Below are 20560 nucleotides of genomic sequence, written 5' to 3'. Positions count from 1 at the left end.
TGCCAATAAAAAAGACCGATGCGTTCAACATCGGGCTTTTAACTGGAAAACCAATCTTAGTCTTTGCGTGTTTCCACCAAAATCATTTCGACTGCTATGTCTTCCACTTCTACTTTAGGCACATCCGAACGACGTGTTTTGGCAACCGGTTCGGGTTGCGGCTGCGCGACAAAAGCGGCAACGGCTTGCGGATCGGTTTCAACGAAGATCAAATCGCCCAAACCTTCCGGCAAAACAGCGGCAACAGGCGCTTTTTCAGCTACGGCCTCAGTTTGCGTTGCCACAGTTTCAGTTGCTGTTTCAACCGGTTCTGCGACTTCTGCAACGGCAGTTTCATTCGGAGACAATACCGCGGAAATGGCTTCTTTGACGTTGCTGACGGCAGAAGCAAGCAGGGCTTGTTCGGCATCGGCGCTTTCGGTTTGCGCGACGGCAGGCTCGTCTTCGCTTTCAATGGCAAATACGAATGGCTCTGCGCTGGCAACTTCAGGCTCGGATACCACAATCACCAGCGGCTCGGCATGATCATCTTCCTGCGGCAAAGGTACATTTTCAGCTTCAACCGTTTCATTCAAACCCAAAACATGCGCCACGGCAAAGAGGACTTTGTCAGCGGTGTCGGTAATGTTCAGGTATTGCTCGATTTTTGCCGAAGACGGAATATTGCGTTTTTTGCTGTTTGAACGGCGGTCGTTGCGGTTGTTGCGCTGACGGTTGTTGCGGTCGCGTCCTTGACGGCCGTTGTTTTTCACACCCTCTTCGCTGCGGGCATTGTCGTCCGCTTCCGCTTGCGCCTGTTCGCTATCGGCTTGAACGTTTGCGTCTTCAACATGGCTTTCCGCATATTGGTTACGGTTGCGCTCGTTACGGCCGTTGTTGCGGCGGCGTTTATTGCCGTTTTGTTCCGCTTGGTTTTCAGACGGCATCTCAGCCAGTGCGGCCACTTCTTGAACGTTTACGTCTTCAACCGTTTCCTCGACACGGTTGCGCTCGTTGTTGCGCTCATCGCGGCGGTTGTTGCGGTTGCGGCTGCGGCGGCTTTCTTTACGCTCGTCGTTGCGGCTTTCGTTTGATTTGCTTTCTTCAAACTTACTGTCGGCGGCTTCGGCATTCACTTCGCGCACTTCGACTTTGCTGCCGTCGTGTTTGTTGTTGCGGCGCGGATTTTGACGGCGGCTGCTCGAACGGCGGTTGCCGTTTTGGCCGCGGTTGTTTGCCGTACGTTTTTCGGCAGGCTCTTGAGCAACTGCCGCAGGTGCAGGCTCGCCGCCGAAAATGCGTTTCAACCAAGCTTTGAAGCTGTCCCACCAAGAGGCTTTTTTCTCAGGGGCGACAGTCGGTGCAGGCTGGGTATGGCGCACGCCTTTGACGGCAGGCTCAGGACGGGCCGCTTTAGCTTTTTCGCTGCCGAAAGGTTTGGCGGATTCGTCTTCTTCCGGCTCGGCAACGCGTTTGTAGCTCGGTTCGCCGTCTTCTTCTACGTCATCAATGCGGATGCGGTTGATTTCGTAGTGCGGATTTTCCAAGTGGATGTTTGGAATCAGGACGACGTTCACATCCAAACGTTCTTCCATCGCAAACAGCTCGGCGCGTTTTTCGTTCAACAGGAAGGTAGCAACATCGACAGGCACTTGTGCGTGTACTTCGCCGGTGTTGTCTTTCATTGCTTCTTCTTGAATGATGCGCAAAACGTGCAGGGCGGTGGATTCGATGCCGCGGATAACACCGGTACCGGCACAACGCGGACACGCAACATGGCTGCTTTCGCCCAAAGCCGGTTTCAAACGTTGGCGGCTCAATTCCAAAAGGCCGAAACGCGAAAGTTTGCCCATTTGTACGCGGGCGCGGTCTTTTTTGAGCGCGTCGCGCAGGACGTTTTCAACATCGCGTTGGTGTTTCGGATTTTCCATGTCGATGAAGTCGATGACGACCAAACCGCCCAAGTCGCGCAGGCGCATTTGACGGGCGACCTCTTCGGCGGCTTCCATATTGGTTTTAAACGCGGTGTCTTCGATGTCCGAGCCGCGTGTGGCGCGGGCGGAGTTGACGTCGATGGAAACCAGGGCTTCGGTGTGGTCGATCACAATCGCGCCGCCGGAAGGCAGGCTGACGCTGCGTGAGAACGCGCTTTCGATTTGGTGTTCGATTTGGAAACGGGAGAACAGAGGCGTGTGGTCTTGATAGAGTTTCAGACGGCCTACATTGCTCGGCATGACGTAGCTCATGAACTCGGCAACTTGGTCGTGAACTTCTTGATTGTCCACCAAAATCTCGCCGATATCGGGACGGAAATAATCGCGAATCGCACGAATCAGCAGCGAGCTTTCCATAAAGAGCAGGTAAGGGTCATGGTGTGCTTTGCCTGCTTCTTCAATAGCTTGCCAGAGTTGTTTGAGGTAATTCAAGTCCCATTCCAACTCTTCCGCACTGCGGCCGATGCCGGCAGTACGGGCAATGATGCTCATGCCGTTCGGAATGTCGAGTTCGGCCATGGCGGCTTTCAACTCTTGACGCTCTTCGCCTTCGATACGGCGGGATACGCCGCCGCCGCGCGGGTTGTTCGGCATCAATACCAAATAGCGGCCGGCCAGGCTGATGAAAGTAGTCAGTGCCGCGCCTTTGTTGCCGCGCTCGTCTTTTTCGACTTGGACGATGACTTCCATGCCCTCTTTGAGTACGTCCTGAATACGCGCCCTGCCGCCTTCGTAGTCGCGGAAATATGAACGCGATACTTCTTTAAACGGCAAAAAGCCGTGGCGGTCGGTTCCGTAATCGACGAAACACGCTTCCAGCGACGGCTCGATGCGGGTAATGATACCTTTGTAGATATTGCCTTTACGCTGTTCTTTGCCCAGCGTTTCGATGTCCAAGTCCAAAAGGTTTTGGCCATCGACAATGGCAACGCGCAGCTCTTCAGCCTGCGTTGCGTTGAATAACATTCTTTTCATAGTCACCTCGTGAACAGCGGCCGTTTGATTTGTGAATATCTTTTTCAGACGGCCTGTCTGTCCGGTTGGCACTCTTCAAAGGCAAGATGGGAAAATCCCCGTGTAACCAGTATTTGATTTGAAATCCGCAAGGTTGCATGCTTGAGCTCAAGCCATGTGCGGACGGATTCAGATAAAGAAGGAAATAAAGAACGATGCGGCGGAAAGGTTGATGGTTCCGCTGCCGTCCGAATGCTGATGCTTCGGACAAAATAAGGCAGCCTACATCTTCTTATTATCGTAGCGCCGGTAATTTCGGACGGTGCTGCGCAGACTGCGTCTTACGCCCGGCCGGACGGCAGGTTCAATTCAAACTTAATTACGGGATTGCGTTTGCCGGCTTTGAACAAACACAAGGAAATGCTTTGCGGAGTGCGTTTTTAATATAAAATCTCGTTTTAACAATAAATCCGTTTCAGACGGCCTGCAACGGCAGGTTCGGGTCCAGAAACGGACGTTTGGGATTATAGAGAAAATGCACGCAATACGCAAAGATTCAGTCAGCCTGATTGCCGTTGCCGAACACGAGGAAGGCCAACGCCTTGATAACTATCTGATAAAAATCCTCAAAGGCGTCCCGAAAAGCCATATCCACCGCATTATCCGCGCCGGCGAAGTGCGGCTGAACAAAAAACGCTGCAAACCCGACAACCGCATTCAGGCAGGCGATACTATTCGTATTCCGCCGATACGCATCGCAGAAAAACAAAGGCCGTCTGAAAACCAGGCCGCGCCAGCACGCGAGTTTGACATCGTTTATGAAGACGATGCGCTTTTGGTCATCAACAAACCGTCCGGCGTTGCCGTCCACGGCGGCAGCGGCGTGAGTTTCGGCGTCATCGAACAAATCCGCCGCGCCCGTCCCGAAGCGCGTTATCTCGAACTCGTCCACCGCCTCGACAAAGACACCAGCGGCCTCTTGATGATCGCCAAAAAACGCAGCGCCTTGGTGAAACTGCACGAAGCCATCCGCAACGACCATCCGAAAAAAATCTATCTCGCACTGGGTGTCGGCAGGCTGCCGAACGACCGCTTCCATGTCAAGCTCCCCCTGTTCAAATACACCGGCGCGCAAGGCGAAAAAATGGTGCGCGTCAGCGAAGACGGCCAATCCGCCCACACCATCTTCCGCGTGTTAAACCGTTTTTCAGACGGCCTTTTGCACCAAGTCGGTCTATCCAACCTAACCTTTGTCGAAGCCACCCTGAAAACCGGCCGCACCCACCAAATCCGCGTCCACCTGCAATCGCAAGACTGCCCCATTGCCGGCGACGAACGCTACGGCGACTATCAAGCCAACAAACGCCTGCAGAAACTCGGTTTGAAAAGAATGTTCCTGCATGCTTCCGAGCTGCACCTCACCCATCCGCTGACCGGCGAAAAACTGATCCTGAAAGCCCCCCTGCCGCAAGAATTGGCGCAATTCGTTGTAATGTTAGAAAATCAGGAAAAGGCCGTCTGAAATCAAATAGATTTACTTAACCCAAAATAAGGAAACGTCATGTCTAAATTTTATCTTCTATTAGCATTAATTTTAGCTGGTTGTACAACTGCATCGGGAATCCAAATCGTTGAAAAGGGAAACTCGGGTTTTGATACAGCAATCATTTACAAAGGCAAAGAAACTATTTTAGATGTTAATGAAAATAATGAACAAGAATATCGCATATTCCACCAAGGAGCATCAGGATTTACTCCTTCAACTGCTGTGAGACACAGTGCTGAAAAAAGAGCACAGGCTTTCTGCAAACAAAAAAATAAAAGTATGAAAGCAATTAGAGAAAGAGCATCTACTCCTCCTCACATCTTAGGGAATTGGCCTAGGATTGAAATTATTTTTATCTGCACAGAGACAAAACAAGTAGATATTGATAATTCAAGCAACAACAAAAAATATGATCAATTAGTAAATTTAAAGAAATTATTAGATCAAGGTATTCTTTCCGAACAAGAATTCAATCAAGAAAAAGTTAAAATATTAAGTAACTCATAGTTCTATTCGCGTATTTTGGTGAATTCAGCTACATCAAAATACACTTTTAAAATAATAAGTTATTCAAGGACGTCTGAAAGGAAAACCATGAAACCCAAACTCATTATTTTCGACTGGGACGGCACGCTTGCCGACACCACCAACCCCATTATCCACACCTTTCAGCAAAGCTTTGCCGATTGCGGCCTGCCTGTTCCCGAAGCCGACCAAATCCGCCCACTCATCGGATACAGCCTCTCCGGCATCATCCGCCGCCTTGCCCACAACGTCAGCGAACACGTTCAGGAAACCCTGATTGAGACCTATGCCGCGCACTATCTCAATCCCAACAACCGCAACATGACCCTGTTCCCCGAAGCCCTGCCCTGCCTGCAACGCTTGAAGCAACAAGGCTATTGGCTTGCCGTAGCGACCGGCAAAGGCCGCAGCGGACTGGATAGGTCCATCGAGCAAACCGGCACCCAAGCCTTCTGGCTGGAAACCGCCTGCGCTAGCGAATATCCGTCCAAACCCGCGCCCGATATGGTACTCGCCCTCTGCGACCGACTGGGTGTTGAGCCGGAAGAGGCCGTCGTCGTCGGCGACACCACCCACGACCTAGAAATGGCTGCCAATGCCAAAATCCGCGCCATCGCTGTCACCACCGGCGCACACACTGCCCAACAACTTTCCGCCCTGCCCCATATCGCCATGCTCAAAAGCTTGGCCGAATTGCCCGATGTATTGGAAACCTTATAAAAGACTATGCAACATCTATATTAAAGGCCGTCTGAAACCTATTTTCAGACGGCCTTTAATTTGTTTTATCGATCCGAGCGCACCCTGACAAATGTTGCAAATTTCGGCGTTCCCTTTTGCGTAAAACCACGATAACGGTAAGTAATCAGCGCACCGATTTTCGGCGGATGGTCGCGGTCTTTATCCTTAAAACCGCTGCCGATACGAAACTCGCCATATTGGTTTTTGCATCCTACCGCACCCAAACGCCCGACATTTCGCCCTTTGCCCTCATAATGACGCGTCACTGTACATTCATCATCATATTCACTTTTCAGCTTCAACAGCTGCCCATTTCTACCGCTTGCATAACGGGCTTCAGGTTGACGCAGCATCACACCTTCCCCACCCAGCGCTTCGACTTGTTTCAAAAAATCCAAAGCATGCTGTTTGTCGCGCACCTTGACTTGCGGAATAACCGTAAACCGTGCCGACGGGTGTGATTTCAGCCATTTCGAAGCCGTTTCCAGCCGCTGATACAGATTGCCCTGCGCCTGCGGCACATCAAAAACATGCAAACGGATGCCGTCCCAATTTCCCGAGGCAGAACGCACCGTCGCGGAAATTTGCTCAAACCGCCCTCGTCCGCTGTACAACTCGCCATCCATCGGAAACGGCGGAAAACCTGCTGTAAAACCTTTGGGCGGTGTAAACGCATAGCCCTGACGACTGACCAGCTGCCTGCCGTCCCAATACGCGCGTACGCCATCCAACTTTTCACTCATGGCCCAACCGGCAATATCTTGATTTTTATATTCCTGCGCCAACAACAAATCTGCACCAAACGCCGCAGAGATGAAAGAAGCCGCAAAAATCGGTATCATGGTTCGCATTACATTATTCATATTCATAAGATACTTTTCCATACTTGCTTTTGTTATTATATATGCATAATAACAAAAGACCGTCTGAAACGTAAACAACATTAAATAAGCATTTCCTAGGAACACCCATGGCACTCCAATTTGAAATCAACGCAGTTACCCCCTTCCGTCAAAACTGCACGCTGATTTGGGACGATGAAACCAAAGAAGCCGTGTTGACCGATGTCGGCGGCGACGTCCCTTATTTATTGCAACAAGTCCAAAGCAAAGGCCTCAAGCTGACCGCCATTTGGCTGACCCACGGCCATCTTGACCACGCAGGCGGCGTGGTTGAGCTTTTAAAAACCTGCGACGTACCTGTTTTCGGCCCGCACAAAGACGATGAATTCCTGCTCCAAGCTCTCCCGCAAACAACGGCGCAATACGGCTTCCCTGTTTCTCCGTCATTCACGCCGACACGCTGGCTGGAAGAAGGGGAAACGCTCAAAGTCGGCAACCATAGCTTCCAAGTCCTCCACATTCCCGGCCACACTCCCGGCCAAGTCGTTTTTTACAACGCCGAAAACGGACTTTTAGTCGCAGGCGATGTTTTATTTTATGAGACCGTTGGTCGCACAGATTTTCCGCGCGGTAATCATGATGACCTCATAAACAATATCTGCGCTAAACTATTAACCCTGCCCGAAACCACGCAAGTTATAGCCGGACACGGCCGCATGACCAGCATCGGGCATGAGAAAAGGTACAATCCGTTTCTGGTTCGTTAATATGAATGTTGTATAAAGCCAACATTCTGGCATACACAGATTATGCGTATAAAGGAAAACTGGCATACAATTTGCAGGGATAACACCCGAAAGATTAAGTACCTAATCTCCGGCAAATGCCAAAATGAACTAAAGCACAAAGATAACAAGGTATTACGCAATACAACCTGATTTATCGAAAACCGGACATCTCTAAACTCCAAGCCTTACTCGCAGTGAAATTGTTACAAAGTGACAATAAATGTCAGTCGGGCCGTCTGAACGGTTCTGCCGATTCAGGCGGATACAACGGAGATGAGGCGCAATACCCTGCCGGAATGTGCCGATGTTCTTGTTTGTCAAACCGTCGGGTACATCTTTAAGAAGCACAACATTATTTGGGTAAACCGGCAAACTCGCTGCCGGCACTAACAGGCCGTCTGAAAAGTTCGGCTGGTAAAATCAATAAAAGGATTATCAAATGAAAAAAATCGCAAAAGTGGGCTTCGTCCTGCTGGCTACCGGCCTGCTGGCCGCCTGTGCTACTAAGAGCAAAATCACTCCTGAAGGCACTACAGACGAGCCACGCTTCCCTAAACCTTACTCCCTGACCTTCAACAAAGACCGCGGTACATTCCCGACTTTTGACGAGCTGGATCAAATGCGTCCTGGCCTGACCAAAGACGACATCTACAAAATCCTCGGCCGTCCTCACTACGACGAAGGCATGGTTGGCGTGCGTGAATGGGACTACCTGTTCCACTTCTACACCCCAGGCGTAGGCGTTGACCCTGAAAACACTTCCGGCGTTGAAGGCATCACTACTTGCCAATACAAAGTGATCTTCGACAAAGACAAATTTGCACGCAGCTTCTTCTGGAATCCAGTATTCCCTAAAGATGCCGTATGTCCTCCTCCAGCACCTACACCTAAACAAGAGCCTCAAGTGATCATCCGCGAGATCATTAAAGAAGCTCCTAAACGCATCCGTCAATAAGGACAAATTTGAAACGGATCCTATTGGGTATAGCCTTGGCAGCAGGTCTGAATTCTTTGGCCGCTGCCGATGCTGTCAGTGACTATATCCAGCGTAAAAAAGTTGTGGTCAATACAGCTAAGGCGGAGCTTTGCTTTGCCGATGACGGTCAGTGCCATCCGGTACTGATTGGCAAGACCACTCCGAAAGGCAAATTCAATATGACGCCGATGATGACCAGCAAACCGGGTTACGGTGGCGAGGTTATCGGCTTCAAAGAAGAAAATGACTTTCTGTTTGCGTTACACAGGGTATGGACGCTCAAGCCGCAGGAAAGACGCATGGAACGCATCGCTTCTCCTCATGTGGCCGACCGCATCATAACCAATGGTTGTATCAACGTACAAAATAATGTGTACGAAAAACTGCGTCAGTATTTCATTCTGGAAATCATCTGATGTAAGTCAGTCAAACAAAGGCCGTCTGAAACTTTTCAGACGGCCTTTCTTCTCAAACGAAAATTCAACGGCAATTTGCTTGCTCCGTCAGTACCAAACGAAGAATATTTGACCGCTTCATCCTCAATTCATCCTCAAACCATATCACTTTTTACCATATCCAAAGAACCAACGGTTATTTATGCCGTTTCCCGCCCAATGCTAGAATCGCGCGTTTATATATCGGCTCGCCGAGAAATCAAATAAATAATATAGTGGCAGGAATAGCTTTTATTCCCTGCCCCTTACATACACAAACATCATGACCGATTCTTCTGCCAAATTACCCAATTTGTGGCTGCTGATCGCCGCTGCCGCCTCCATCCTGCTGATTACCATCGGCATGAGGATGACTTTAGGGCTTTTTGTCCTGCCCGTCGTCAACTCGACCGAATTGAGCATGACCCAGTTCAGCCTGATTATTGCCGTTTTCCAATTGATGTGGGGCATATCGCAACCCTTGTCCGGCGCGTTGGCCGACCGTTTCGGCGCGTTTAAGGTTTTAGCCGGCGGGACGGTTCTATTGATTGCCGCCTGTCTGATGGTGCCGCAAATGCCGACTTATTGGGGGCTGATGCTGGGTATCGGTTTATTGTTGGCATTCGGTACGGGTTCGGGCGGATTTTCCATCATTATGGGACAGGTAGCCGCCAAAACACCGCCTCATCGGCGCGGCTTGGCTTCCGGCCTGGTCAATGCAGGCGGGTCCGCAGGGCAATTTTTGTTCGCGCCGCTGGTTCAAGGTTTGATTGCACTGCCCCACATCGGCTGGACGGGGACATTTTATGTTTGGGCAGTCATTGCCATCTTGATTTTGCCGATTTCTTGGTGGCTGGCCGGCGGCAAACATGCTTCTCACACCGTCCATACCGACAACGGCGGCCAAACCCTGAAGCAGGCCGTCTGCAAGGCTTTCGCCAACCGCAGCTATATCTTGCTGCATTTGGGTTTCTTTACCTGCGGTTTCCACATCGCCTTTTTGGTTACCCACCTACCGACCGAAATTTCACTTTGCAGCCTCCCCGCTACGGTCGCTTCGACCTCCATTGCCATTATTGGTTTGGCAAACATCGCCGGCTGTATTTTTTCAGGCTGGTGTACCGGCAGATTTTTGGGCAAATACGTCCTCTTCGGTTTATATGCTTCGCGTGTCGCCATGATATTGATTTATCTGGCCGCACCTAAAACCGATTTGAACTTCTATCTTTTCGCCGCCGGACTCGGTTTCACTTGGCTGGCAACCGTCGCTCCCACCGCCGCCATTACCGGCAAACTTTTCGGTACGCGCTACTTGGCCACCCTCTTCGGGTTGACCATGTTGAGCCACCAAATCGGCGGCTTTTTGGGTTCATACATCGGCAGCATCGTCATCACGCGCTTCAACGATTACGGCTGGATGTGGTACGCCGACGCAGTCTTGGCAGGCGCGGCCGCCCTGTTGAATTTACTGATTCATGAACGGAAAGCGGCTGCCGCCTGACGCGGAAACCTTGACATTTCAAGGCCGTCTGAAACGTTTCAGACGGCCTTTGCCTTATTCCATTTTTTGTGTTTTATCCACAATCGATATTCCTATCCATTATTTAACACTCTCTTACAAACCCGTTAAAATACTGCCTTTATCATGCTGATTGTCTGACTCTGATGAACTGGTCTTATCTGATCGATGCCATCCCTAAATTTGTCGATGCGGCAAAGCTGACGCTGGAATTGTCGGTATATGGCGTCGTTTTGTCGTTGCTGTTCGGCCTGCCCGTTGCCGTGGTTACGGCATACCGCATCCGCCCCTTCTACGCATTGGCACGCGCCTATATCGAGCTGTCGCGCAATACGCCCCTGCTGATCCAATTGTTTTTCCTGTATTACGGCCTGCCGAAAATGGGCATTAAATGGGACGGTTTCATCTGCGGCGTGATCGCACTGGTTTTCTTGGGCGCAAGCTATATGGCGGAAGCCATCCGCGCCGGTATTTTGGCCGTCCCAAAAGGGCAGATCGAAGCGGGAAAGGCCATCGGTTTGAGCCGCTTTCAAGTGTTCCGCTATGTCGAATTGCCTCAGGCATGGGCGGTCGCCGTTCCCGCCATCGGCGCAAACGTATTGTTTTTGATGAAAGAAACATCTATCGTCAGCGCGGTCGGCATTGCAGAATTGTTGTTCGTTACCAAAGACATCATCGGCATGGACTATAAAACCAACGAAGCCTTGTTCCTGCTGTTTGCCAGCTACCTGATCATCCTTCTGCCCGTTTCGCTTCTGGCGCGCTGGGCAGAAAACCGCGTACGGAGTGCAAAATATGGTGTTTGACTGGCTGTTTGAAGGACAAAATGCAGCACGCTTGGGCGAAGGTCTGTTGCTGACGGCGCAGATTTCCCTGGCCTCCGTTGCCGCCTCCTGCGTATTGGGTACGCTGTTCGGCTTGGTTTTGCGTTCGCGCAACCAGCTCATCCGCTTTATCGGACGGTTTTATCTCGAAACCATCCGAATCGTGCCGATTTTGGTGTGGCTGTTCGGCCTGTATTTCGGCCTATCCGTCTGGACAGGCATCCACATCGATGGATTTTGGGTCTGCGTCTGGGTATTTACCATGTGGGGCATCGCCGAAATGGGCGATTTGGTCCGCGGTGCATTGGAATCGATTGAAAAACACCAGGTCGAATCAGGCCTGGCACTCGGCTTGAGCCGCGGGCAGGTATTCCGCTACATCGAGCTGCCGCAAAGCATCCGCCGCGTATTGCCCGGCGCCGTCAATCTGTTTACGCGCATGATCAAAACCAGCTCGCTCGCCTCCCTTATCGGCGTCATCGAAGTCGTCAAAGTTGGTCAGCAAATCATCGAAAACTCGCTGCTGACGCAACCCAATGCTTCATTTTGGGTTTACGGCCTGATTTTTATGCTGTATTTCTTCTGTTGCTGGCCGCTGTCGCTGCTGGCGGCAAAACTTGAACAAAAATGGGAACACTGACATGGCTTTACTGAGCATCCGCAACCTGCACAAACAATACGGCAACGTAACCGCCATTCAATCCTTAGACTTGGACTTGGAAAAAGGCGAAGTCATCGTACTGCTGGGTCCGTCCGGCTGCGGCAAATCCACCCTCCTGCGCTGCGTAAACGGTTTGGAGCCGCACCAAGGCGGCAGCATCGTGATGGATGGAGTCGGCGAATTCGGCAAAGACGTTTCCTGGCAAACCGCCCGGCAAAAAGTCGGCATGGTCTTTCAAAGCTATGAACTGTTTGCCCACATGACCGTCATCGAAAACATCCTCTTAGGTCCGGTGAAAGTACAAAACCGCAACCGTGCCGAAGCAGAGGCACAAGCCGACAAACTGTTGGAACGCGTCGGTCTGCTCGACCGCAAAAACGCCTATCCGCGCGAACTCTCCGGTGGCCAGAAACAACGCATCGCCATTGTCCGCGCCCTGTGCCTGAATCCGGAAGTCATCCTGCTGGACGAAATCACCGCCGCACTCGACCCCGAAATGGTGCGCGAGGTCTTGGAAGTGGTTTTAGAACTCGCCCGCGAAGGCATGAGCATGCTCATCGTAACCCATGAAATGGGGTTTGCCCGCAAAGTTGCCGACCGCATCGTTTTCATGGACAAAGGCGGCATCGTTGAATCGTCCGACCCCGAAACCTTCTTCTCCGCCCCCAAAAGCGAACGCGCCCGCCAATTCTTGGCAGGCATGGACTACTGATTTTATTTTCAGGCCGTCCGAACCCTTTTTCAGACGACCTCCACTTTCAATCAAACATTTGAAAAGGAAACACTCATGCAATTGAATGCCAAATTCAAAGCCCTCCTCGCCTCTGCCGCCATCGCCGTCGGCCTGACTGCTTGCGGAGGCGGCTCCGGCGATGCCCAATCTTCACAAAGCAGCGGAGCGGCGACCGTTGCCTCCATCAAAGAAAAAGGCGTCATCCGTATCGGTGTATTCGGCGACAAGCCTCCGTTCGGCTATGTTGACGCCAACGGCAAAAACCAAGGCTTTGACGTTGAAATCGCCAAAGACCTGGCCAAAGACCTGCTCGGCAGCCCCGACAAAGTCGAATTCGTCCTGACCGAGGCCGCAAACCGCGTCGAATACGTCCGTTCCGGCAAAGTCGACCTCATCCTCGCCAACTTCACCAAAACACCCGAACGCGCCGAAGCCGTCGATTTCGCCGATCCTTACATGAAAGTGGCCTTGGGCGTAGTTTCCCCCAAAGACAAACCGATTACCGACGTTGCACAATTGAAAGACCAAACCCTTCTGGTCAACAAAGGCACCACCGCCGACGCCTTCTTCACCAAAAGCCATCCTGAAGTCAAACTGCTGAAATTCGACCAAAATACCGAAACCTTCGACGCACTGAAAGACGGCCGCGGCGTAGCACTCGCCCACGACAACGCCCTGCTGTGGGCATGGGCAAAAGAAAACCCGAATTTTGAAGTCGCCATCGGCAACCTCGGCCCTGCCGAATTCATCGCCCCGGCTGTTCAAAAAGGCAACACCGACCTCCTGAACTGGGTCAACGGCGAAATCGCCGCCATGAAAAAAGACGGCCGTCTGAAAGCCGCCTATGAAAAAACCCTCTTGCCCGTGTATGGAGAGAAAGTCAAACCGGAAGAATTGTTGGCGGAATAAACCGACTATTTTCTCGGCAAAAGTCACTTGGCCGCATTCCAAACATCCGATTTGTAATTCATTTAAACAAATATCATATCCGACGACAGGCCGTCTGAACGTGTTCTCGATACCTTCAGACGGCCTGTTGTTTAAAAACGAATAACATGATAACCTTTTAATAATGGATGAAATAATTCGTCCGATATTTCTACAAAGCAAAAAGGACTCTATCTTATGAACCGTCGTCAATTTATCGGCAGCGCTGCTGCTGTCTCCCTCACCGCCGCCGCTTCTTTTGCTCGTGCTCACGACCATGCCGGCCATGCACACCATGCCGGTCACGCACATTCTGCACCACGCGCCTACGAAGCTGCGCGCAAAGCGGCCGCACATTGCGTTGAAGCCGGTCAAATCTGTCTGGCACACTGCATCGCCCTGTTGAGCGAAGGCGATACCTCCATGAAAGACTGCGCAACCGGCGTTAACCAAATGTTGGCACTGTGCGGCACATTGCAAAACCTCGCTGCCCAAAATTCACGCCTGACTCCATCTTTGGCAAAAGTATGCATCGAAGCCTGCAAACAATGTTCCGCCGCCTGCAAAGAACACGCCGGCCACCACGCTGAATGCAAAGCCTGCTACGAATCTTGCTTGGCTTGCATTAAAGAATGCGAAAAAATTGCCGCTTAAGCACTATTGAAAAAAGGCCGTCTGAAATTCAGACGGCCTTTTATTTTGCTATTTTGTTTACGCTATTCGGCTGCAAGCTCTTGCTCATCGAGCAGATTTTTCCGAACAATCGCAGGATTGCCCGCAGCCACGCAATAAGGCGGCACATCTTTAGTAACCACCGAACCTGCGCCGATTACCGCGCCCTTACCGATGGTAACGCCGCCCATGATAATCGCACGCCGACCAATCCAGACATCGTCTTCAATCACAATCGGGCGGATATCCGTATATCCTTCAAAGCGGCGGGTTTCAGGGTTGAATTTGTGGTTGGTCGAATAAAACAGGCATTCCGGCCCCATCATCACGTTCTTGCCGAGGGTCAAACCGTGGCAGATTTCGCAGTTTACGCCGATACCCGAATTATCGCCGACTACCGTATCCGGAAAGACGTATCCGCCTTTTTCAATATTGACGTTTTTACCGATGTTTGGAGAAATGCATGCAGCCAAAGCGGCGCGGAATTTTTGCGCAATTCTGCCGAATGGTTTGCAATAAGACGGAGGCAACATTCCTCCCCAAACACGCAAAATGCACGTCAATATCCTTTTCCACATTGATTCCGTCTCCTGTTCGTACAAGCGTAAATATTATTCAGACTATTATTCTTCTTAAAGTTTCACATCTAGAGGAGGCTTTACATCCTCTTTTCAGTTAGATTACAATCTGATCGCATAATATTTGGTTCGAGACTCTATTCTAAACTGTTCTCGTCTGTTGCGAAACTGCCCTGCATACAAAATATCCTCTTGACGAAACAGCCAAAAATAGCGAAAATTCCACGCTTAACTGAAGTACAGGCAAAACCCCTGTGCCCGCTTAATCGAAAGGAAATCAAATGAAACAAGGTATTCACCCGAACTACCACGAAATCAACGTTACCTGCTCTTGCGGCAACAAATTCGTGACCAAATCCGCAATGGAAAAAGACAGCTTCAACGTTGAGGTTTGCTCTCTGTGCCACCCTTTCTACACCGGTACTCAAAAAATCGTCGACACTACCGGTCGCGTGGACAAATTCAACAACAAATTCGGCAACCTGTTCAAACGCTAATTGCCGCTTTGTCAAAAAGACTGCTTCGTGCAGTCTTTTTTGCATTCAGGCCGTCTGAAATATTTCTTTCAAACGGCCTGAACTTTTTGTCGTCAACCGAATACCATATCATTCCAAACACCCGATAAAAACGAGCCGTAAGCATTATTTTACAAAGCCCTCCAGTCCGGCATATCGCGCAAACCCGTCAAACCCTGTACCATTGCTATTCAAACCAACCGTTTTTTGACCTTCCATGCTGACTTACACACCGCCCGATCCGCGTCGCCCCCAAAAAACCCATGAAAAACCATGGCTTCTGCTGCTGATGGCCTTTGCCTGGCTGTGGCCGGGCGTGTTCTCGCATGACTTGTGGAACCCTGCCGAACCCTCCCTCTTTACCGCCTCCGAATCCATGAAAAACGGCGGCAGCCTGTTGGTGGCACAAATCTTCGGCCAACCCGATTTCACCATCTCCCCTGCTTTTTTGTGGGTAGCAACTGCATTCCAAACCCTGTTTTCACCTTGGGCGGCCGATACCTATGATGCTGCGCGCTTTGCCGGCGTGGTATTCACCGCCATCGGACTGACGGCCTGCGGATTTGCCGGTTTCAACTTCCTCGGCAGACACCACGGCCGCAGCGTTGTCTTAATCCTTATCGGCAGTATCGGTTTGCTGCCCATCGCCCACTTCCTCAATCCCATGTCGGCCGCTTTTGCAGCATTTGGATTGATTCTATGCGGCTTTTCACTGGCACGCCGCCGCGTCATTATCGCCATTTTGCTGTTGTGCGGCGGTTGGGTTTTACTCTCCCTCTCATCAGGCTATCTGCTGACCGCGGCCATGATGTTTTTGGCACTTGCCCTGTCGTTCCATTCCACTTGGCAGAGCAAACGCTATCTGCTGACCCTGATTGGCGCCATCGTCGTTTCCCTGCCCCTGCTGATTCTGTATCCGCTGGTTTTATCAAAAACTAACCCCGAATGGTTTGATATTTGGTTCAACCATTATTCCTTAGGCGTATTCGGCGGTTTCCATCAGATTCAGACGGCCTTCAACCTACCCTATTATCTGAAAAACCTGCTGTGGTTTGCCCTGCCTGCTTGGCCGCTGGCGGCATGGACACTCAGCCGCACGCGTATCCACGATAAAAACTGGGGCATTCTGAGCCTGTCGTGGCTGATTATCATGACAGCCCTGCTTGCCATCAATCCGCAACGCCTGCAAGACAACCTCGTTTGGCTGCTGCCGCCGCTCGCCCTGCTCGGCGCGGCACAACTGGACGGACTGCGCCGCGGTGCTGCTGCATTTATCAACTGGTTCGGCATCATGGCATTCGGTCTGATTGCCGTCTTCCTGTGGCTGGGCTTCTTCGCCATGAACTACGGCTGGCCTGCCAAGCTGGCCGAACGCGCCGCCTATTTCAGCCCGTATTACATCCCCGACATCGACCCAATTCCGATGACTGTCGCCCTGCTGTTTACCCCGTTGTGGCTTTGGGCGATTACGCGTAAAAACATTCGCGGCCGCCAAGCCGTGACCAACTGGGCAGCCGGCGTGACCTTGGCCTGGGCCTTGCTGATGACCCTGTTTTTACCGTGGCTCAACGCCGCCAAAAGCCATGCGCCGGTGGTACACCAAATGGAAGCCGCACTTTCTTCCGAATTGAAACAGCAGCTTTCAGACGGCCTCGAATGTATCAACATCGACAGCCAAGACCAGCGCACACGCATCGCGTGGACTCAATACAGCCATATCAAAACCACGACCGACAACCTGACCTGCCGCTACCGCCTCATCCGCCAAGCCGCCAACATCGGCGCACCTTCAGGTTGGCAAACCTTGTGGCAAGGCGCAAGACCGCGCAACAAAGCCGAAACTTTCCTATTGCTGGGAAAAACTGCAGCGCAGTAAATCACACCCACTACAAGCTGAATATTTACAATTCGTTGAATTAATTGAAAAACTCAATAAACTATTATAGACAATCGCGAAACTTTAAGTTAATATTCTTTCTAAAGAAACAGTAATTATCACCAGTAAAAACATAGGGATTATCTTAATATTTTTATTTCTCTATCCTGATTAAACAGAATAACTACATAATTATGCAGATAATCTTATACTTAATTTATTCACATTATGTAACTATGGAAACAATAAAATGAATCAATACAAAGAATTTATCGTAGACTTAAAAAAGTTTAAGTTACTTGGAAGTGTTCTTTATATAGAAGGCATTGGGATAGTCTTAGGTCAAAGTGCTAAAGAATATAGTGACATTAACTACCAATTAATCATTAAAAATGCAACTAACAGCTATGTAAAGCCATTAGCTAAAGCTCTTCATGAGGAACTCACAGTACAATATTCTAAAGATCCAAATATTTCTTATGATACGTGTTGGTTTGCTACGTTAAATTATGAAGGTGTTGACATTTCCGACATTCCTGTAGGTAATTATGAACTTTTCTTAAAAATAATAGTAAATAGCATAGAAAAAATTATTAACTTACAAACAGAAACTGAAATAAATATTGATAACTCCCTATTTTCTTTTAAAGCCAACAATACTGGTAATGAATTTATTATAAAAGAAAATTTAAAAGGTGATATTGTCTATTGCCAATATAGTGATGATAAATTAAAAATTATGGGATGTTATCAAGACGAATATAACAATTTTATTCAAGCTCCGTCTAACTTAAATAATGTACATGTTCGTTTTTTTGGCAAAAACAATCGTGTAATCCTGCATGAAAACTCAAACCTCAAAAATACTTTTATTGAATTTAAAGGAAGTAATGCTATTATCGTAATAGGAGAAAGAGCAGGTATTTTTGGTACGTTTCGGTTAGGATTTGGTTGTAAAATTGAAATAGGAAATGGAACAACAAGTACCAATAGTGTTTATGTAACCTGTGCCGAAAGTACAAGTATAACTATTGGCGATGACTGCATGTTCGCTACTAATAACCAGATTCGGACAGATGATGCCCATGCGATTTATAACGCCAATACTGGTAAACGTATTAATTTTTCTAAAGATATTGTAATTGGTAACCATGTTTGGGTTGCATATGGAGCAACTATATTAGGAGGAAGCCGTATTGGTGATGGTTCGGTTATTGGCGCTTTCTCATTGCTGAAAAAACCAATTCCTAATAATTGTATTGCTGCAGGCGTTCCAGCAAAAGTAATCAGAGAAAATATTATTTGGGAGCGACCGCTACTACTGAATGCTGAAGATGAAAATAGTTTTTTACTTGCTAAGGGTTTCTAATAAAATATAACCAAACCTATCTTTTCCTACCCTACGTAACGATTTAGGTATTGGTTTCAATCAAAACCCCTTCTTCCTCTCATCTTAAAGGCCGTCTGAAAGAACTTTTATCCTCTCAGACGGCCTTTGACTTACTTTAACGCTGCTTCCCGTACAATGGCCCTTTTCCCTTAATCTACCTAAAAATATGAAACCCAACCGCCTTTTGCCCCTCGTCCTCTTATTGACCACCCTCTCCGCCCATGCCAAAGATTTCATCATCTACGACCGCATGGACTACGTCGGCAAACCCGACCTTACTGCCGACAAACTCTCCAAAGTGTTCTTGGTTTACGAAAGCGAGCTGGTCAAACCCGATCCGACGGGCAAACGCAAACACGGCGTACTCAACGAAGCGCGTATCCGCGAATTGGCCAAACAATCGCGCCGCGAAGGCTACCGCACTATTTCTACCGACATCGAAAGCTGGTTTGCCGAAAAAGACGGCCAGCTGCTGACTCCTGACGAATTAAGAACCGACTTTGCGCGGATGTACCAAATCTTCAGAGAAGAAAACCCGCGCGCCGTCATCAGCAACTACGGCATGCCTTCCGAACACCTGCACGGCATCCGCCACTACCGCCCCAACGTTGACAACGAAGCCATCTTGGCAAAATGGCGGCAAGTCAGCAAACGCCGTGCGCCCACCGCCGTCATCAGCGACTATGCCAATCCTGTGTTCTACATCACTTCCCCCGATTTGGTGCAATGGGAAAAAGACGTGAAAACCGCCGTTGACGACATCCATCAACGCTTTCCCAACAAAAAAATCATCGGCTACATTTGGCCGCAATATTATTCGGCCACCAACAGCCCTTATTTCAAGCAATTCATCGACCCCGCCCGCTGGCGCAAAATGCTCGAAATCAGCAAAAAATACACCGACGGCGTGATTATCTGGTCGGACAAGCGCGATGAAAACAACCAAATCGTGCGCTGGAACGATCCGCGCATCCAAGCCACGATGAAAGCGACTCAAGCCTTCATCAATGCCAATGCCAAAGAAATCAAAGTAGAAGGTTTGCAGAAATATTAAAAACAAGGCGGGCATATTTGCCCGCCTCTTTATATACCTACACAACTGTCTGTATGTTTGACACAACACGCTGCAAAACGACCGTACCACCAACGCTTCTGCATTCTTTCACACGTTTTTACCCGTTATTCTTAAGCGCAGGCCGTCTGAAAATTGCCCGAATATCCAATACCCTTTACAATACCCGTAATTAAAATACATTTTTTGACACCCCTCTCCTGCATGAGTTCTACACCCTTCATCGAAATGAAAGACGTTGCCTTCGCATATGGCGACCGTCCTATTCTGAACAACATCAACTTCAGCATTCCACAAGGCAATTTCGCCGCCGTAATGGGTGGTTCGGGCAGCGGTAAAACCACGCTGATGCGCCTGATTACGGGTCAAATCCACCCACAATCGGGAAAAGTGCTGATTGAAGGGCGCGATTTGGCCGCATTTTCGGCGCAGGAGCTGTACGAACACCGCCGCCGCATGGGCGTTTTGTTCCAACACGGCGCATTGTTCACCGACTTATCCGTCTTCGACAACATCGCCTTCCCCATGCGCGAACTGACGGATTTGCCCGAAGCGGTCATCCGCGATTTGGTGGTGTTGAAACTGAATGCAGTCGGTTTGCGCGGTGTTGAAAACCTGATGCCTTCGGAGCTTTCCGGCGGTATGTCGCGCCGCGTCGCCCTCGCGCGTACGATTGCGCTCGACCCTGAAATCATGTTGTACGACGAGCCTTTTACCGGCCTCGACCCGATTTCGCTGGGCGTCATCGCCCACCTCATCAGCCGTGCCAACAAAGCCCTGCGCTCAACCAGCGTGATGGTAACGCACGACATCGAAAAATCGCTGGAAATCGTCGATCAAGTGATTTTCTTGGCACACGGCGAAATCATGTTCTCCGGCTCGCCCAAAGAAATGCGCGAACTCGACTCGCCTTGGGTGCGCCAGTTTGTCGGCGGTTTGGCAGACGGCCCCGTCGCATACCGCTATCCGGCGCAAACGACTTTAAAACAAGACTTGCTGGGCTGATGTTCAGAC

General features: G+C 50.0%; 20 protein-coding genes. 17 read left to right on the top strand and 3 right to left on the bottom strand.

What is annotated here, in order from left to right; genetic code table 11:
* Window positions 1-56 precede the first annotated feature (56 nt).
* Complete coding sequence (locus ACTHR2_RS04020) at window positions 57-2948, bottom strand: Rne/Rng family ribonuclease (protein ID WP_440375376.1); 2892 nt, start codon at window positions 2946-2948, stop codon at window positions 57-59.
* A 514-nt stretch (window positions 2949-3462) separates the two neighbouring features.
* Between ACTHR2_RS04020 and ACTHR2_RS04015 the strand changes: the two genes are divergently transcribed.
* The 3 genes from ACTHR2_RS04015 to ACTHR2_RS04005 all read left to right on the top strand — a co-directional run bounded on the left by ACTHR2_RS04015 (window position 3463) and on the right by ACTHR2_RS04005 (window position 5718).
* Window positions 3463-4449, top strand: a complete 987-nt coding sequence (locus ACTHR2_RS04015; RefSeq protein ID WP_263339990.1) for an RluA family pseudouridine synthase — start codon at window positions 3463-3465, stop codon at window positions 4447-4449.
* 39 nt (window positions 4450-4488) lie between these two features.
* Window positions 4489-4980: an SHOCT domain-containing protein gene (locus ACTHR2_RS04010; RefSeq protein ID WP_263339987.1), complete on the top strand. Its 492-nt coding sequence runs from the start codon at window positions 4489-4491 to the stop codon at window positions 4978-4980.
* A gap of 87 nt (window positions 4981-5067) precedes the next feature.
* The gene (locus ACTHR2_RS04005) at window positions 5068-5718 is read left to right on the top strand and encodes an HAD-IA family hydrolase (RefSeq protein ID WP_150536982.1); all 651 of its coding nucleotides are present in this window, start codon (window positions 5068-5070) and stop codon (window positions 5716-5718) included.
* A gap of 65 nt (window positions 5719-5783) precedes the next feature.
* On the opposite strand, the gene ACTHR2_RS04000 is transcribed toward ACTHR2_RS04005, so the two are convergent.
* Window positions 5784-6590 carry a DNA ligase gene (locus ACTHR2_RS04000; RefSeq protein ID WP_070695298.1) on the bottom strand — a complete coding sequence of 269 codons (807 nt, stop codon included), beginning with the start codon at window positions 6588-6590 and terminating at the stop codon, window positions 5784-5786.
* 119 nt (window positions 6591-6709) lie between these two features.
* Here ACTHR2_RS04000 and ACTHR2_RS03995 point away from each other — a divergent pair, with 119 nt between their 5' ends.
* The 9 genes from ACTHR2_RS03995 to ACTHR2_RS03955 all read left to right on the top strand — a co-directional run bounded on the left by ACTHR2_RS03995 (window position 6710) and on the right by ACTHR2_RS03955 (window position 14097).
* Window positions 6710-7348 carry an MBL fold metallo-hydrolase gene (locus ACTHR2_RS03995; protein ID WP_263339982.1) on the top strand — a complete coding sequence of 213 codons (639 nt, stop codon included), beginning with the start codon at window positions 6710-6712 and terminating at the stop codon, window positions 7346-7348.
* A 460-nt stretch (window positions 7349-7808) separates the two neighbouring features.
* Window positions 7809-8324, top strand: coding sequence for an outer membrane protein assembly factor BamE (locus ACTHR2_RS03990; protein WP_049332857.1), 516 nt, complete (start codon window positions 7809-7811; stop codon window positions 8322-8324).
* A gap of 8 nt (window positions 8325-8332) precedes the next feature.
* Window positions 8333-8761: a hypothetical protein gene (locus ACTHR2_RS03985; protein WP_049332858.1), complete on the top strand. Its 429-nt coding sequence runs from the start codon at window positions 8333-8335 to the stop codon at window positions 8759-8761.
* 301 nt (window positions 8762-9062) lie between these two features.
* On the top strand, window positions 9063-10280 hold the full coding sequence (locus ACTHR2_RS03980; RefSeq protein WP_440375375.1) for an MFS transporter: 1218 nt from the start codon (window positions 9063-9065) through the stop codon (window positions 10278-10280).
* A gap of 164 nt (window positions 10281-10444) precedes the next feature.
* The gene (locus tag ACTHR2_RS03975) at window positions 10445-11104 is read left to right on the top strand and encodes an amino acid ABC transporter permease (RefSeq protein ID WP_063069095.1); all 660 of its coding nucleotides are present in this window, start codon (window positions 10445-10447) and stop codon (window positions 11102-11104) included.
* Window positions 11094-11762 carry an amino acid ABC transporter permease gene (locus ACTHR2_RS03970; protein ID WP_263339968.1) on the top strand — a complete coding sequence of 223 codons (669 nt, stop codon included), beginning with the start codon at window positions 11094-11096 and terminating at the stop codon, window positions 11760-11762. Before ACTHR2_RS03975 ends, ACTHR2_RS03970 begins: the two co-directional genes overlap by 11 nt.
* Before the next feature lies 1 nt (window position 11763).
* A complete protein-coding gene (locus ACTHR2_RS03965) occupies window positions 11764-12495 on the top strand; it encodes an amino acid ABC transporter ATP-binding protein (RefSeq protein WP_263339965.1) in 732 nt (243 codons plus the stop codon).
* Between the two features lie 75 nt (window positions 12496-12570).
* Window positions 12571-13425 (top strand): amino acid ABC transporter substrate-binding protein, encoded by an 855-nt coding sequence (locus ACTHR2_RS03960; protein ID WP_070606254.1) that lies wholly within the window; start codon window positions 12571-12573, stop codon window positions 13423-13425.
* 216 nt (window positions 13426-13641) lie between these two features.
* Window positions 13642-14097, top strand: a complete 456-nt coding sequence (locus ACTHR2_RS03955) for a four-helix bundle copper-binding protein (protein WP_263339962.1) — start codon at window positions 13642-13644, stop codon at window positions 14095-14097.
* Window positions 14098-14159: 62 nt separating this feature from the next.
* Here the strand turns inward: ACTHR2_RS03955 and ACTHR2_RS03950 are convergent, their stop codons facing one another.
* A complete protein-coding gene (locus tag ACTHR2_RS03950) occupies window positions 14160-14693 on the bottom strand; it encodes an acyltransferase (RefSeq protein ID WP_263339960.1) in 534 nt (177 codons plus the stop codon).
* A 281-nt stretch (window positions 14694-14974) separates the two neighbouring features.
* Between ACTHR2_RS03950 and rpmE the strand changes: the two genes are divergently transcribed.
* The 5 genes from rpmE (at window position 14975) to ACTHR2_RS03925 (ending at window position 20551) form a co-directional block, all read left to right on the top strand.
* Entirely contained in the window at window positions 14975-15190 is a 216-nt protein-coding gene (rpmE, locus tag ACTHR2_RS03945; RefSeq protein WP_003681847.1) for a 50S ribosomal protein L31, read from the top strand.
* 235 nt (window positions 15191-15425) lie between these two features.
* Complete coding sequence (locus tag ACTHR2_RS03940) at window positions 15426-17084, top strand: ArnT family glycosyltransferase (RefSeq protein WP_440375374.1); 1659 nt, start codon at window positions 15426-15428, stop codon at window positions 17082-17084.
* A gap of 250 nt (window positions 17085-17334) precedes the next feature.
* On the top strand, window positions 17335-18453 hold the full coding sequence (locus ACTHR2_RS03935) for an acyltransferase (protein ID WP_263339954.1): 1119 nt from the start codon (window positions 17335-17337) through the stop codon (window positions 18451-18453).
* A 187-nt stretch (window positions 18454-18640) separates the two neighbouring features.
* Window positions 18641-19528 carry a hypothetical protein gene (locus tag ACTHR2_RS03930; RefSeq protein WP_263339952.1) on the top strand — a complete coding sequence of 296 codons (888 nt, stop codon included), beginning with the start codon at window positions 18641-18643 and terminating at the stop codon, window positions 19526-19528.
* A 222-nt stretch (window positions 19529-19750) separates the two neighbouring features.
* Complete coding sequence (locus ACTHR2_RS03925) at window positions 19751-20551, top strand: ABC transporter ATP-binding protein (RefSeq protein WP_070712055.1); 801 nt, start codon at window positions 19751-19753, stop codon at window positions 20549-20551.
* The last annotated feature ends 9 nt before the right edge of the window (window positions 20552-20560 follow it).

It is taken from the genome of Neisseria sp. P0006.S004 (genome assembly GCF_051963015.1).
In the GTDB taxonomy this organism is placed as follows: domain Bacteria; phylum Pseudomonadota; class Gammaproteobacteria; order Burkholderiales; family Neisseriaceae; genus Neisseria.
Note: the sequence above shows the minus strand (reverse complement) of the source record. Positions and strands in the feature narration are given on the sequence as shown.